Source organism: Achromobacter sp. 1011811831 (assembly GCF_059760905.1).
The window spans coordinates 1-13,444 of sequence record NZ_JCBANG010000009.1 but is presented as its reverse complement, the minus strand read 5'-3'; the positions used below and the strand labels follow the sequence as shown (position 1 = coordinate 13,444).

The window sequence follows — 13,444 nt, the reverse complement described above, 5'->3', positions numbered from 1 at the left end:
TTTTAGCGTTGCAGATGCCGCGTAGCGCTACGGAGAGTTGATATGAGAGATGCAAGCTGGCTGGATTGGCCGTTTTTCGAGGAACGGCACCGCGCCCTGGCGCACGAGGTCGACGCCTGGTGCGAGCGTTCGCTGGGCGAAGTCGATCACCATGACGCGGACGCCGCCTGCCGCAAGCTGGTCAAGGCCATGGGTGAGGCCGGCTGGCTGCGCTACGCGGTCGCCGGCGGTCCCGACGGCGCCTGGGGCGGCGCATTGCCCGAGGTCGATTCGCGCTCGGTCTGCATCCTGCGCGAAACGCTCGCGCGCCATGAAGGGCTGGCGGACTTCGCCTTCGCCATGCAGGGCCTGGGCAGCGGCGCGATTTCGCTGATGGGTTCCGATGCGCTGCGCGCGCGCTATCTGCCGCGCGTGGCGCGCGGCGAGGCCATCGCCGCCTTCGCGCTGTCCGAGCCCGAGGCCGGTTCCGACGTGGCGGCGCTGGCCTGCGAAGCCCGGCTGGACGGCGACGCCTATGTGCTCAACGGCGCCAAGACCTGGATCTCCAACGGCGGCATCGCCGATTTCTATTGCGTGTTCGCGCGCACCGGCGAGGCGCCGGGCGCGCGCGGCATCAGCGCCTTTGTCGTGGACGCCGACACCCCGGGCTTCGAGGTCAGCGAGCGCATCGACCTGATCGCCCCGCATCCGCTGGCCACGATCACCTTCGACAACTGCCGCATCCCCGTCACGCAGCGGCTGGGCGAGCCGGGGCAGGGCTTCAAGCTGGCCATGATGACGCTGGATATCTTCCGTGCCTCGGTGGCGGCGGCGGCGCTGGGCTTCGCCCGCCGCGCGCTGGACGAGGGGCTGGAACGGGCCAGGTCGCGCCGCATGTTCGGCCAGACGCTGGCCGACCTGCAGCTGACGCAGGCGGCGCTGGGCGACATGGCCACCGCCATCGATTCCTCGGCGCTGCTGACCTACCGCGCCGCCTGGATGCGCGACGTGCAGAAGCAGCGCACCACGCGCGAGGCCGCGATGGCCAAGATGACCGCCACCGAATCGGCCCAGGCCGTGATCGACCGCGCGCTGCAGATGTTCGGCGGCGCGGGCGTGGTTTCCGGCATGCCGGTGGAAAAGCTGTACCGCGAGATCCGGGCGCTGCGCATCTACGAGGGCGCCACCGAAGTCCAGAAGTTGATCATTGCCCGTGAACTACTGAAATCCTGACGGACGCCGCAGAGCGTCCGCGGGACCAGGCCACGCCACCAAACCACACAGCACAGCACAGACGGCAAGGGGTTTTCATGGAAACATCCGCCCACATCGACACTTTCGCCCGGGACAACCTGCCCCCGGGCGAGCTATGGCCTGAATTCCTGCTCGACGGCCCCGACGTGGCCTATCCCAAGCGCATGAACTGCGCGGTGGAACTGGTGGACGCCATGGTCGAACGCGGCCACGGCGAGCGCGTGGCGCTGCGCTGGTCCCGGGACGGCAAGCCGGCGGCCATGACCTACGGCGAGCTGGCGGCGCTGACCAACCGCATCGCCCATGTGCTGGTCGAGGACATGAAGCTGGTGCCGGGCAACCGGCTGCTGCTGCGCGGCCCGAACAATCCCATGATGGCCGCCGCGTGGCTGGCCGCCATCAAGGCCGGGCTGGTCACCGTGCCCACCATGCCGCTGCTGCGCGCCAAGGAACTCAAGCAGATCATCGACAAGGCGCAGATCCAGGCGGCGCTGTGCGACGTGCGCTTGAAGGACGAGGCCGAGTTCTGCCTGCAGAAGGACCACGAGCACCATTGCGCCGGCCTGCGGCAGGTCGTGTATTTCAATGACCAGGGGCCGGCCTCGCTGGACGCGCTGGCCGCGACCAAGGCCGATGATTTCCAGGCTTGCGACACCTCGGCCGACGATGTCTGCCTGATCGCCTTCACCAGCGGCACCACCGGCGCGCCCAAGGGCTGCATGCACTTCCATCGCGATGTGCTGGCCATGTGCGACCTGTTCCCCAAGCACGTGATCAAGCCGGGACCGGACGATGTATTCTGCGGCACGCCGCCGCTGGCCTTCACCTTCGGCCTGGGCGGACTGCTGTGCTTCCCGCTGCGCGTGGGCGCCAGCACGGTGCTGGCCGAGAAGCTGTCGCCCGACAGCCTGCTGCAGCTGATCCAGGATTTCCGCGCCACCATCGTGTTCACCGCGCCCACCTTCTACCGCCAGATGGCGGCGCTGGCCGGCAAGTACGACCTGTCCTCGCTCAAGAAGAGCGTGTCGGCGGGCGAGGCCCTGCCCGATGCCACGCGCCAGCTATGGAAGCAGGCCAGCGGCCTGGAGATGATCGACGGCATCGGCGGCACCGAGATGATCCACGTGTTCGTGTCCAGCCCGCCGGACGAGGTGCGCCGCGGCGCCATCGGCCGCGTGGTGCCGGGCTACATCGCGCTGATCGTGGACGACGACATGAATCCGCTGCCCAACGGCACCGCCGGCCGGCTGGCCATCAAGGGTCCCACGGGCTGCCGATACCTGGCCGACGAGCGCCAGCGGCGCTTCGTGCAGGCCGGCTGGAACCTGCCGGGCGACACCTTCGTGCAGGATGACGACGGCTATCTCTTCTACCAGGCGCGCAACGACGACATGATCGTGTCGGCGGGCTACAACATCGCCGGTCCCGAGGTCGAGGACGCGCTGCTGCGCCATCCGGCCGTGGCCGAGTGCGGCGTGGTCGGCGCGCCCTGCGACGAGCGCGGCCAGGTGGTCAAGGCCTTCGTGGTGCTCAAGCCGGGCTTCGAGCCGGGCGATGCGCTGGTGGCCGAGCTGCAGGCCTTCGTCAAGGCCAATATCGCGCCCTACAAGTACCCGCGCGCCATCGAATTCGTGGATGCGCTGCCGCGCACCGAGACCGGCAAGCTGCAGCGCTTCGCGCTGCGCAAGATGGCCTGAGCGGCGACAAGGCAAGCAGGAGCCAACATGGGAAATCCGTTCGTCAGCCAGGTGGAAGTGCGGTTCCGCCATTGCGATCCGGCTGGCATCGTGTTCTATCCGCGCTATTTCGAGATGATCAACGACTTCGTCGAGGAATGGTTCGACAAGGGCATGGGCCTGCCTTTCCATGCGCTGCACGTGGAGCGCCGGATCGGCACGCCCACGGCCTCGGTGCAGTGCGACTTCACCGCGCCCAGCCGCTGGCATGAACGGCTGCGCCAGACGCTGGAAGTGCAGCGCATCGGCGGCGCATCGTTCAAGGCGCTGGTGCGCTTCGAGGGGCCGGACGGGCAGCTGCGGCTGTCGGCCACCCTGACCATCGTGACCGTGGACTTGCGCAGCATGAAGTCCACGCCCCTGCCCGACGATCTGCGCGAGCGGATGCGGGCCTATCTGGCGCCCGCCGCCTGAGCGCGCGCCAGCCTTTTCCAGAGTGTTTTTTTGATAATAGGATGAGACGTTATGAAGATTCTGCAACCGCCGGATTGGATGGCGCCCCGTGGCTATTCAAATGGAATCCTTGCCGAGATGACGGTGGGCAGCAAGCTGGTGTTCGTGGGCGGCCAGGTCGGCTGGAACGGACAGCAGCAATTCGAGTCGGATGACCTGGCGGACCAGGTGCGCCAGACCCTGGCGAACATCGTCGCCATCCTGGCCGAGGGCGGCGCCAAGCCGGAGCACATCGTGCGCATGACCTGGTACGTCACCGACAAGAACGCATACGTGGCGGCCTACCCGGCCATCGGCAAGCACTACCGCGAACTGATCGGCCGGCATTTCCCGGCCATGACGGCGGTGGAGGTCGCGGACCTGGTCGAGGATCGCGCCAAGGTCGAGATCGAAGTCACGGCCGTCGTGCCGGCCTGATCTTGTTCAACGCGCCGAGCGGCCTGTCGCGCAGGCCCGGCGCTGCAGGCTCCGGCCGTCCGCCGTCCAGTTTCCCGGGCCGGCACCCGGTACGGGATGGCGGGCGCTGGAGCCGGCGCGGGCCGCGTGCCCACGTACCCGCGATCACTGCGCCAGGCGCAAGGTCTGCCTGGGCAGTTCGCCGAATCTGTCCTTGTAATACTCCGAAAACCTGCCCAGGTGGCCAAAGCCCACCGCCAGCGCCGCCTCGGTGACGTTGGCGCAGGCGCCGTCCAGCAGGCGCTGGCGCGCCGCGTCCAGCCGCAGCGCGCGCAGCGCGTTCATGGGCGTGGTGTCGCGGTGTTCCTGGAACAGCCGGGTCAGCGCCGTGTCGCTGGCGCCGGCATGGCGGGCGATGTCCTTGAGCGTCATGGGCGCGGCCAGGTGCGCGCGCATATAGGCCTCGGCCAGCGCCAGGCGGCGTGGCGGCGTCGCCGCGGGTCCGCCGCGCCAGGTGTTGGGCTGGTTGTACAGCAGGTGCAGCACCAGCGTGTCCTCGAGCTGGTCCAGCCAGGCGGCCGGCGGGCGCGGCGCGCCGTCGTCCAGCGTGGGCAGCAGGTGGATCAGGCCGCCCATCATGCTGCGCCAGGCGGCGCCCACGGGATGGTCCAGCCGCAGCGCGGGGCTGAAGTCCAGCGGCCGCAGCGCGGCCTCGCCGAAGGCGCGCTGGCCGATGGCGTCCAGCTTGCCGCGCGGGATCTTCAACAGCAGTTGTTCGCAGCCGGCCTCCCAGTGCAGCCGCAGCGGCCGGTTGGGCGCGATGACCGCGGCACAGGCCGGATCGGCGTCCACCTGGACGCCGCCGCAGTCGATGCGGGCGCGCCCGCGCAGCGGCACCTGCACCAGCATGAAATCCTGCAGCTTGTCGGGTTCGATCTGGACTTCGGCGCCATAGCGCAAGGTACAGACCGTCAGCGCGCCGAAGCGGCCGCGGTTCAGGCGCGCGTCGACTCGTCCGCCTTTCCAGGTCAGCCGGTGTTCCTTGAGCGTTTCCGAGACGAGCGCACGCGTCTCGTCTTGTTGCGTGGAGCTGAATACGCGCCGCTCGAACAAGGGCGCCAGCTCTAGGGGGGACCAGCCGCGCATGGATGCCTCCGGAACGCGGGACACCCCGCCTGCGCACCCAGAGTAATTTAAAGGTCAAGGATTGGGAATTAAGTGAATCCCGGATAAAGCCGCCGCTTTTCGGATAGAGCGGGGCGGTCGGGCGGCCTACGCTAGCGCAAGAGGCCTGGGATCCCGCGCAGGCGGGCCTGGGTTGGTGCGTGGCGCGGCGGCGCGTAAGCTGGCGATTCCTGGCGAGCGGCATGCGCGGACCGCGGCAGACGGATTCTGCCAGTCTGACGCCGGCGGGGCCGGCGCGACAAAACGGGGTGACTCATGAATCGCAATCTCTGGGGCCGGCGCGCGCTGGCCGTGCTGGTGTGCATGGGAGCGGCGGCGGGCGCCGTGGCGGCGGACAAGGTCAAGGTGGGCATGCTGACCACCTTGTCGGGTCCGGGCGCGGCCCTGGGCAATGAAATCCGCGACGGCTTCAATCTGGCGCTGCAACATACGGGCGGCAAGCTCGGCGGCCTGCCGGCCGAGGTGGTGGTGGCCGACGACCAGCAGAAGGCCGACGCCGGCCGCCAGGCCGTCGAACGCCTGCTCAAGCGCGACAAGGTCGACGTGATGACCGGCATCGTGTTCTCGAACGTGCTGCTGCCGGTGATGCCCGCCATCCTGCAATCGGGCACGATTTACCTCAGCACCAACACCGGCCCCGAGAACTACGCCGGCGCCGGCTGTAATCCGAATTTCTTCGCGGTGGCCTGGCAGAACGAGGACATCCCGGCGGCCATGGGCAAGTACGCGGCCGACCAGGGTTACAAGCGCGTGGCGCTGATCGCGCCCGACTATCCCGGCGGGCGTGAATCGCTCAACGGCTTCAAGCGCCTGTACAAGGGCGGCCTGTCCGAAGAGATCTATACGCAGCTGGGCCAGCTGGACTATGGCGTGGAGATCACCCGCCTGCGCGCCAGCAAGCCGGACGCGGTGTTCTTCTTCCTGCCGGGCGGCATGGGCGTGAACTTCATCAAGCAGTTCAATGGCGCCGGACTGGGCCAGGAGATCGCGCTGCTGGCGCCGGGCTTCTCGGGCGACGAGGACACCATCGCCGCCGTGGGCGAGCCGATCAAGGGCCTGCGCAACACCGCGCAATGGGCGGCGGACCTGGACAATCCCGCCAATCGCAAGTTCGTCGAGGATTTCAAGAAGACCTACAAGCGCATGCCGACGCTGTACGCCTCGCAGGGCTACGACGCCGCCATGCTGCTGGACAGCGCGGTGCGCCAGACCGGCGGCAAGCTGGACGCGGACACGCTGCGTCCGGCCCTGCGCCGCGCCGATTTCAAGTCGGTGCGCGGCGATTTCAAGTTCAACCGCAACCAGTACCCCATCCAGAACTACTACCTGCGGATCATCGAGTCCGGCGCGGACGGCAAGCCGGCGAACAAGCTGTCGGGCACGGTGCTGACGCAGTACCAGGACCCGTTCGCTGCATCCTGCCAAATGCGGTAGACCCCCCCGAAGCGCTGCGCGCTTCCCCCCAGGGGGCGCCGCAGCGGACCGGCGGAGCCGGCTTCGCGCGGCCTGGGTGACGTGGCATCTGCTTATGCGGGGCGAGTGGTTTGCTAGCCCAGTTTGAATAGAGATAGAAGGAGAGATACATGAGTGTGAACGTGACGACCCGGCGGATACGCATCGCCGCGCATGACGGCGGCGAGTTCGAGGGCTACCTGGCCGTGCCGGCCTCGGGCAGCGGCCCTGGCCTGGTGCTGTGCCAGGAGATCTTCGGCCTGAACGGCTTCGTGCGCCAGACCGCCGAGCGGCTGGCCGAGGAAGGCTATGTGGTGCTGGCGCCGGATCTGTTCTGGCGCCAGCAGCCCGGCATCGAACTGACCGACGGTCCGGACGACATGCCGCGCGCCTTCGCGCTGTACCAGGGCTTCAACGAGGATCTGGGCGTGCGCGACATCGGCTCGGCGGTGGCGGCGCTGCGCGCGCTGCCCGAGCTCAAGGGCGGCGTGGGCGCGCTGGGCTATTGCCTGGGCGGCAAGCTGGCCTATCTGGCGGCCTGCCGCTGCGACGTGGATGTGGCCGTGGGCTATTACGGCGTCGGCATCGAGAACAGCCTGGAAGAAGCGTCCAAACTGCGCGGCCGGCTGGTGCTGCACATCGCCGAGCGCGACGGCTTCTGTCCGCCCGAGGCGCGCGAGCGCATCCTGGCGGCGCTGGGCGGCAAGCCCGGCGTGGAGCTGTACGTGTATCCGGGCCTGGACCACGCCTTCGCGCGCACCGGCGGCGCGCACTACGACAAGCCCGCCGCGATGATGGCGCACCAGCGCAGCATGGCCGCCCTGCAACGCGCGATCGGACCGGAGTTCGACTACTCGCATCTGTGGGACAAGCACTGCGAATACGAATTCGGCACCCGCGACGTGGCCGCCACCATGGCCACCATGGTGGCCGAGCCCTATGTGAACCACATTCCCACCATGACCGGCGGCGTGGGCCACAAGGAGCTGTCGCGCTTCTACCAGCATCATTTCGTCAACAGCAATCCGCCCGACACGCGGCTGGTGCCGCTGTCGCGCACGGTGGGCGCCACGCAGATCGTCGACGAGCTGCTGTTCTGCTTCACCCACACCACCGAGATCGACTGGATGCTGCCCGGCGTGCCGCCCACCGGCAAGTACGTCGAGATTCCGCTGGTGGCGATCGTGAAGTTCCGTGGCGACAAGCTCTATCACGAACACATCTATTGGGACCAGGCCAGCGTGCTGGTGCAGGTGGGCCTGCTCGACCCGCAGGGCTTGCCGGTGGCCGGCGCCGAGACCGCGCGCAAGCTGCTGGACGAGACCTTGCCGTCCAACACGCTGATGGCGCGCTGGCGCGAGAGCGAGAAAAAGTAGGAGATGGACATGGCATACAGCGAAGAGCAATTGGCCGCGATGGTGCGCGGCGACAGCGTGCACCGCGGCGTCTATACCGATCCGGCGATCTTCGACATGGAGATGGAGCGCATCTACGGACGCGCCTGGATCTACGTGGGACATGAAAGCCAGGTGCCCAGGACGGGCGACTATCACACCACGCGCCTGGGCGACCAGGACGTGCTGATGGTGCGCGCGGCCGACGGACGCGTGCACGTGCTGTACAACCGCTGCCCGCACAAGGGCGCCAAGGTGGTGGCCGACGGCGAGGGCTGCGCGGGCAAGTTCTTCCGCTGCCCGTACCATGCCTGGACCTTCAAGCTGGACGGCAGCCACCTGGGCGTGCCGCTCAAGCAGGGCCTGGAAGGCACGTCCTATGACCCGGCCGACCCCACGTTCTCGATGCGCCGCCTGGCGCGGGTGGACAGCTACCGGGGCTTCGTGTTTGCCAGCCAGTCGGCCGAGGGGCCGGCGCTGGAGGACTTCCTGGGCGGCGTGCGCTCGTCCATCGACAATCTCTGCGACCGTTCGCCGGTGGGCGAGGTGGAGGTGGCCGGCGGCGTGTTCCGCGTGATGCAGCGTTCGAACTGGAAGGTGTTCTACGAGAACCTGCACGACACCATGCACGCCCGCGTCACGCATGAGTCCTCGTTCGCCGCCGCGCGCGACGAAGCCAAGGAAATGGGCGAGATGCCGTTCGAGCTGCACATCATGGACGGCAACGGCGAACCCTACGAATTCTGGGAAAAGCTGGAACTGCGCGCCTACCCGAACGGCCACGGCTACATGGAAGGCATCTTCAACCCCGGCGCGGCCGAGCGCGATCCGGTTTCGCGGGCGCACTTCGAGACGCTGGCGGCGGCCTATGGCGAGGACAAGGCGCGTCAGGTGCTGGGCATGAACCGGCACAACACCGTGATCTACGGCAGCGGTTCGCCCCATACCGTATTCCAGCAGTTCCGCGTGATCCGGCCGGTGGCCGTGGACCGCACGCTGATCGAGATCCAGACCTTCCGCTGCAAGGGCGCGCCGGACGGCGTGTTCAAGCGCGCCATGCTGTACGCCAACGTGATCAATTCGCCGTCCTCCAACGTCATGCCGGACGACATCGAGCTGTACAACCGCTGCCAGGAAGGCAATGCCACGCGCGGCGGCGAATGGGTCAGCATGCACCGCTATCACGGCACCGACCGCAGCGATGAACAAGGCATGGTGTCGGTCAACGGCACCAGCGAATTGCCCATGCGCAACCAGTTCCGCGCCTGGCGCGACTACATGCTGGCCGGCCCCGTGGCGCTGGCATCGTCCGCGAAGGGAGAAGGCGCATGCTGCTAGACCTGGATTTCGACGTCGATACCGACAATCTCAAGCCGGCGGACGTGCCGGCCGAGGCCTATCACCGCATCGCCCAGTTCCTCTACCGCGAGGCGCGGCTGCTGGACGAGCGGCGCTATGCCGACTGGCATGCGCTGTGGACCGAGGACGGCATGTACTGGATGCCGCGCGTGCCGGGGCAGAAGAGCCCCTATGACCACGTTTCGCTGTTCTGGGAAGACCGCATGTTGCGCGATGTGCGCATCCGCCGGCTGGAGCACCCGCGCAACTGGTCGCAACAGCCGCCGACGCGCGGCGTGCGGCTGGTGGGCGGAGTGCAGGTCGAGGGCGTGGACGGGGGCGGCAACCTGGTGGTGCATTCGGCCTTCCAGATGACCGAATGGCGCAAGCGCCAGCCGCGCCAGCTGGCCGGACGCTATACCCACAAGCTGGCCGCCGACGGCGACGGTTGGCGCATCCGCATGAAGCGCGTGGACCTGGTCAATTGCGATGACGCGCATGACGCGTTCGAGGTGTTCGTGTGAGGGTTTGCCTGCATACACCGCGCGGCGCCGGCCCGGCTTGCGGGAGCCAGCCATGAACGCGGCAGACGTGGCCGTGCTGGCCCTGCACTACCAGAACGATGTGCTGCATCCGGAAGGCAAGATCCGTGTCGGCCTGGACGGCGACGGCAGCACGCGCCAGCGGCTGCTGCGCGGCGCTTCCGACCTGCTGCGGGGCGCGCGCATGGGCGGCCTGCCCATCGTGCACGTGCGCATCGCCTTCCGGCCCGACTACGCCGACCTGCTGGCCAACTGCGATATCTTCCGCAACGTGGCCGCCATCGGCGCGGTGCCGGAAGGGCAGTGGGGCAGCGCGTTCTACGAGGGCCTGCAGCCGCTGGCCGGCAGCGCGCGCGAGTTCGTGGTCAAGCACACGCGCATCAGCGCCTTCTACGGCACGCCGCTGGAAGAGACGCTGCGCGTGCTGGGCGCGCGCCGGCTGGTGGTGGCGGGCGTGGCCACGCATTCGGTGGTCGAGGGCACGGTGCGCCACGCCGCCGATATCGGTTTCAATGTGATGGTGGCCGAGGACGCCTGCGCCTCGGCCGACCCGGCGGTGCACGATGCGTCGCTGGCCAGCATGCGGCTGATCGCGCAGACCGGCTCGGTGGCCGAGGCCATGCGCTGGGCGGCCGCGCACTGAACAAGGATACGTCATGGATTTCAAGGGCTTTCCCGGCCTGGCCGGCAAAACCGCCATCGTCACCGGCAGCACGCAAGGGCTGGGCGCGGACATCGCGCGCGGGCTGGCCGCGGCCGGCGCCAACGTGGTGTTGGTCGGCCGCAATGCCCCGGCCGGCCAGGCGCTGGCGGATGAGCTGCGCGAGCGGGCGCTGTATTGCGAGACCGACATCGGCCAGGACGAGCAGATCGAGCGCTGCATCCAGGCCGCGCTGGCACGTTTCGGCCGCATCGACATCCTGGTCAACAACGCCTGCCAGTACGCCGACCAGGGCCTGGCTTCCAGCCGCGCTCAATGGCACGCGACGCTGGACACCAACTTGGTGTCGGCCGCGATCTTCACCCAGCTCGTCGCGCCGAGGCTGCCGCGCGGCGGCGTGGTGGTGAACATGGGCAGCACCGGCGGCAAGTTCGGCGCGGCCGGACGCGCGATCTATCCTGCGTCCAAGGCGGCCTTGCTGCAGATCACCAAGAACTTCGCGGTGGAACTGGCGCCGGCCGGCGTGCGGGTGCTGGCGGTGTCGCCTGCCTGGACCTGGTCGCCCTCGGTCGAACAACTGGCGGGCGGCTCGCGCGCGGCGGCCGATGCGGTGGGCGCGCATTTCCATCCGCTCGGGCGGGTGGGATCGGGCGAGGAGATCGCGGCGGCGGTGTGTTTCGCCTGCTCGGACGCGGCGTCGTGGATGACGGGGGTGGATATCCCGGTGGACGGCGGCTTTTCGGTGCTGGGGCCGGACCGGGGGATTTCGCCGCGCGTGTGGTTCCGTGAACTGGCGCCGGGCCAGGACGAGGGCGCGGGCGGGACGTGACGCTCGCGGACCCGCCGGCAGCGGCGCGGTCGCCGGCTGTCGCGGCCCGGAGCGGGCCAGGCGCGGCAAGGTCCGCGCCGCCCGCAATGCCCGTCAGCGGATGACGATCTGGCCTTCTTCCAGCGCGGCCTTGCCGCCAACCTGGTCTTCCAGGAATTCCTGCATCTTGTTGCCGATCTGGATCTTCACGCCGCTGCAATAGCGCCGGCTGGCCGTGATGCTGGCCGTGTGGATCGGCTGCAGGTCGCGCACCAGCTGGGCCTCTTCCTCTTCCAGCGTGACCAGGTCGCGGCCCAGCTTGGCGTGGGTGTTGCGCGCGCGATCGACCACGTCGCCGGTGGCGCGCTCGGGGTGCGAGTGCAGGAACAGCAGCAGCTGTTCGAGCTTGGCCTTTTCCTCGTTCATCTTCACGCGCTTGCGCGTCAGCGCCGAGCGCTTGATGTCGGCGTGTGGGTCCAGGCCCGCCTGCACCAGCGTGGGCACGCCGGCGGGCGAACCGATGGTGCCGGCGCGCACCGCCTGCAGGGCGCGGATCTGGCCGCCCATGATGGCGGTCTGCTGCGCGTTGGCTGCGCCCACGTTGACCGCGCCGCCGGCGGCGATGCTGCACTGGCGGATCTCGCGCTCGACTTCCACGTTCTGGCCGGCGCTGATGATGGCGTTCTCGATGAAGCGGGCCTTCAGCTCGCCGCCGCAGACGATGTGCGCGGTGCGGGCCGGGCCGGACGCGTCCTGCACCGCCTCGGCCATGCCGATGATGCCGCCCTTGACCGTGACATTGCCGCCGGCCTCGACCAGCGCCGCTTCCATGGTGCCGTTGACGACCACGTCGCCCGTCACGCGCACTTCCATGGTGGCGCTGATGTCGCCCCGGACCTGCAGCGAGCCTTCGAAATTGATGTTGCCGGTGGTCAGGTCCACGGCGTCCACCTCGACGACCGGGTTGACCTGCACGCCCTGGTTGATCAGCTTGGGGCTGCCGGCGATCGCCGCGCGCAGCAGCAGGGGATCTTCCGGATCGATCTCGACGCCGGACATGTCGCTGGAGAATTGCGTGTCGGCCATCTCGTCGGGCAGCACGGGCTGGCCCAGCACGTCGCGGCCGTCGATGCCGGGCAGCGGCGGGATGCGGCGCATGAGCGGCGTGCCCGGCGTGACCAGCAGCAGGCTGCCCAGGTCACGGTAGTCCACCTGGGCCAGTTCGTCGATTTCCTGGGCGCGCGGCTTGAGCCGGTCCAGCAGGCTTTCGAAGCGGGTGGGGGTGCCGCGCGTGGGTGGGGTGCCTTGTGCCACCAGCAGGGTGCCGTTGCGACCTTGTTCGACGGCCTCGGCCAGTTCCGTTTCGAGCAGGCCATGGACGATGCCCTGGTCGGCCAGCGCCTGGCGCACCGTCTGCAGCGCGACGGGACGGCCGCCCTTGGGCGGCAGCAGGGTGATCATGGCCGCCATGCGGTCGGCGCTCAGTTCCAGCTCATAGGAGCCGTCTTCCACCTTGCCGATCGTGCCCTGCACGGGCGCGACGGCGTCCCGGCACATGTCGATGAAGGCGATGACGGCGTGGTTGTCCAGCGCTTCGGTGGTCCAGCCCTGTTCGGCGGCGGCGGCGGCCAGGCTGTCCCAGTTGGGCAGGTCGCTGGCCAGGGCGGCATCGCCGGCGCGTTCGGCGCCGTCTTCGGCAGCGTCGGCGTTCTCGTCCGCGCCGTTCTCGTCCGAGGGGGGGGCGGCTTCGGCGGTCTCGGTGGCGGCAGTGGCGGGCCGGGCCGGGGGCGGGGTATAGATCGCCGTCAGGACGTGGGTGTTGGCGTCCAGCAGTAGCTGGAGCGAGTTGTTTGCGTCCATGTCAGCCTCCTGCCCGGCGCTGCTGGCCGGTTCACTCATTTAGTAATTAAACGAAATATTAGGTCATATATTAACTCATGCCCATGACCACTGGCACCTTATGCAACGGCGTGCCCGCCAAAAGCCTTAGTGCCGTCCCTGTTTTTTCCTTGATCTGGGCCCGACGTCGCGCATTAGTTCGTAGGCAGGAGCGACAAGGCTGGCTCGGCGGCGCAGCATAGGGCCTCCTGCCCGACGCGCCTGCGCGCCGGGCGCCTTGCCGGATACCGCCGGAGTCCATCCATGGCGCCACCCATTCTTTCCGCCGCCCCGCGTGCCTTCCTGGCGCGCGCCGGCGGCTGGGCGGCGCTGCTGGTCCTGGCCGCCGGCGCCGCGCTGGCTCCGCG

At 68.7% G+C, this 13,444-nt stretch carries 12 protein-coding genes; 10 read left to right on the top strand and 2 right to left on the bottom strand.

The features are described 5' to 3' along the window. Positions 1-42 precede the first annotated feature (42 nt). The 4 genes from AC6LJ9_RS05550 (at position 43) to AC6LJ9_RS05535 (ending at position 3,839) form a co-directional block, all read left to right on the top strand. Positions 43-1,212 carry an acyl-CoA dehydrogenase family protein gene (locus AC6LJ9_RS05550; RefSeq protein ID WP_498146764.1) on the top strand — a complete coding sequence of 390 codons (1,170 nt, stop codon included), beginning with the start codon at positions 43-45 and terminating at the stop codon, positions 1,210-1,212. Positions 1,213-1,289: 77 nt separating this feature from the next. Beyond that, a complete protein-coding gene (locus AC6LJ9_RS05545; RefSeq protein WP_498146763.1) occupies positions 1,290-2,930 on the top strand; it encodes an AMP-binding protein in 1,641 nt (546 codons plus the stop codon). 27 nt (positions 2,931-2,957) lie between these two features. After that, positions 2,958-3,383: an acyl-CoA thioesterase gene (locus tag AC6LJ9_RS05540; RefSeq protein WP_103272305.1), complete on the top strand. Its 426-nt coding sequence runs from the start codon at positions 2,958-2,960 to the stop codon at positions 3,381-3,383. 51 nt (positions 3,384-3,434) lie between these two features. After that, complete coding sequence (locus AC6LJ9_RS05535) at positions 3,435-3,839, top strand: RidA family protein (RefSeq protein WP_498146762.1); 405 nt, start codon at positions 3,435-3,437, stop codon at positions 3,837-3,839. Positions 3,840-3,983: 144 nt separating this feature from the next. Here the strand turns inward: AC6LJ9_RS05535 and AC6LJ9_RS05530 are convergent, their stop codons facing one another. Beyond that, positions 3,984-4,964: an AraC family transcriptional regulator gene (locus AC6LJ9_RS05530; protein WP_498146761.1), complete on the bottom strand. Its 981-nt coding sequence runs from the start codon at positions 4,962-4,964 to the stop codon at positions 3,984-3,986. Positions 4,965-5,258: 294 nt separating this feature from the next. Between AC6LJ9_RS05530 and AC6LJ9_RS05525 the strand changes: the two genes are divergently transcribed. The 6 genes from AC6LJ9_RS05525 (at position 5,259) to AC6LJ9_RS05500 (ending at position 11,219) form a co-directional block, all read left to right on the top strand. After that, positions 5,259-6,437: an ABC transporter substrate-binding protein gene (locus AC6LJ9_RS05525; RefSeq protein WP_498146760.1), complete on the top strand. Its 1,179-nt coding sequence runs from the start codon at positions 5,259-5,261 to the stop codon at positions 6,435-6,437. A gap of 149 nt (positions 6,438-6,586) precedes the next feature. Then, entirely contained in the window at positions 6,587-7,831 is a 1,245-nt protein-coding gene (locus AC6LJ9_RS05520) for a dienelactone hydrolase family protein (protein ID WP_498146759.1), read from the top strand. 9 nt (positions 7,832-7,840) lie between these two features. After that, the gene (locus AC6LJ9_RS05515; RefSeq protein ID WP_498146758.1) at positions 7,841-9,187 is read left to right on the top strand and encodes an aromatic ring-hydroxylating dioxygenase subunit alpha; all 1,347 of its coding nucleotides are present in this window, start codon (positions 7,841-7,843) and stop codon (positions 9,185-9,187) included. After that, positions 9,178-9,711, top strand: coding sequence for an aromatic-ring-hydroxylating dioxygenase subunit beta (locus AC6LJ9_RS05510; RefSeq protein ID WP_498146757.1), 534 nt, complete (start codon positions 9,178-9,180; stop codon positions 9,709-9,711). Before AC6LJ9_RS05515 ends, AC6LJ9_RS05510 begins: the two co-directional genes overlap by 10 nt. 52 nt (positions 9,712-9,763) lie before the next feature. After that, entirely contained in the window at positions 9,764-10,372 is a 609-nt protein-coding gene (locus tag AC6LJ9_RS05505) for a cysteine hydrolase family protein (protein WP_212317322.1), read from the top strand. A 13-nt stretch (positions 10,373-10,385) separates the two neighbouring features. After that, on the top strand, positions 10,386-11,219 hold the full coding sequence (locus AC6LJ9_RS05500) for an SDR family oxidoreductase (RefSeq protein WP_498146756.1): 834 nt from the start codon (positions 10,386-10,388) through the stop codon (positions 11,217-11,219). 93 nt (positions 11,220-11,312) lie between these two features. On the opposite strand, the gene AC6LJ9_RS05495 is transcribed toward AC6LJ9_RS05500, so the two are convergent. Beyond that, positions 11,313-13,058, bottom strand: a complete 1,746-nt coding sequence (locus AC6LJ9_RS05495; protein WP_498146755.1) for a flagellar assembly protein A — start codon at positions 13,056-13,058, stop codon at positions 11,313-11,315. Between the last annotated feature and the right edge of the window lie 386 nt (positions 13,059-13,444).

Excerpts from the sequence above, each read along its gene's own strand:
- AC6LJ9_RS05550 (WP_498146764.1), top strand. The coding sequence starts at position 43 with ATGAGAGATGCAAGCTGGCTGGATTGGCCGTTTTTCGAGGAACGGCAC.
- AC6LJ9_RS05545 (WP_498146763.1), top strand. The coding sequence starts at position 1,290 with ATGGAAACATCCGCCCACATCGACACTTTCGCCCGGGACAACCTGCCC.
- AC6LJ9_RS05540 (WP_103272305.1), top strand. The coding sequence starts at position 2,958 with ATGGGAAATCCGTTCGTCAGCCAGGTGGAAGTGCGGTTCCGCCATTGC.
- AC6LJ9_RS05535 (WP_498146762.1), top strand. The coding sequence starts at position 3,435 with ATGAAGATTCTGCAACCGCCGGATTGGATGGCGCCCCGTGGCTATTCA.
- AC6LJ9_RS05530 (WP_498146761.1), bottom strand. The coding sequence starts at position 4,964 with ATGCGCGGCTGGTCCCCCCTAGAGCTGGCGCCCTTGTTCGAGCGGCGC.
- AC6LJ9_RS05525 (WP_498146760.1), top strand. The coding sequence starts at position 5,259 with ATGAATCGCAATCTCTGGGGCCGGCGCGCGCTGGCCGTGCTGGTGTGC.
- AC6LJ9_RS05520 (WP_498146759.1), top strand. The coding sequence starts at position 6,587 with ATGAGTGTGAACGTGACGACCCGGCGGATACGCATCGCCGCGCATGAC.
- AC6LJ9_RS05515 (WP_498146758.1), top strand. The coding sequence starts at position 7,841 with ATGGCATACAGCGAAGAGCAATTGGCCGCGATGGTGCGCGGCGACAGC.
- AC6LJ9_RS05510 (WP_498146757.1), top strand. The coding sequence starts at position 9,178 with ATGCTGCTAGACCTGGATTTCGACGTCGATACCGACAATCTCAAGCCG.
- AC6LJ9_RS05505 (WP_212317322.1), top strand. The coding sequence starts at position 9,764 with ATGAACGCGGCAGACGTGGCCGTGCTGGCCCTGCACTACCAGAACGAT.
- AC6LJ9_RS05500 (WP_498146756.1), top strand. The coding sequence starts at position 10,386 with ATGGATTTCAAGGGCTTTCCCGGCCTGGCCGGCAAAACCGCCATCGTC.
- AC6LJ9_RS05495 (WP_498146755.1), bottom strand. The coding sequence starts at position 13,058 with ATGGACGCAAACAACTCGCTCCAGCTACTGCTGGACGCCAACACCCAC.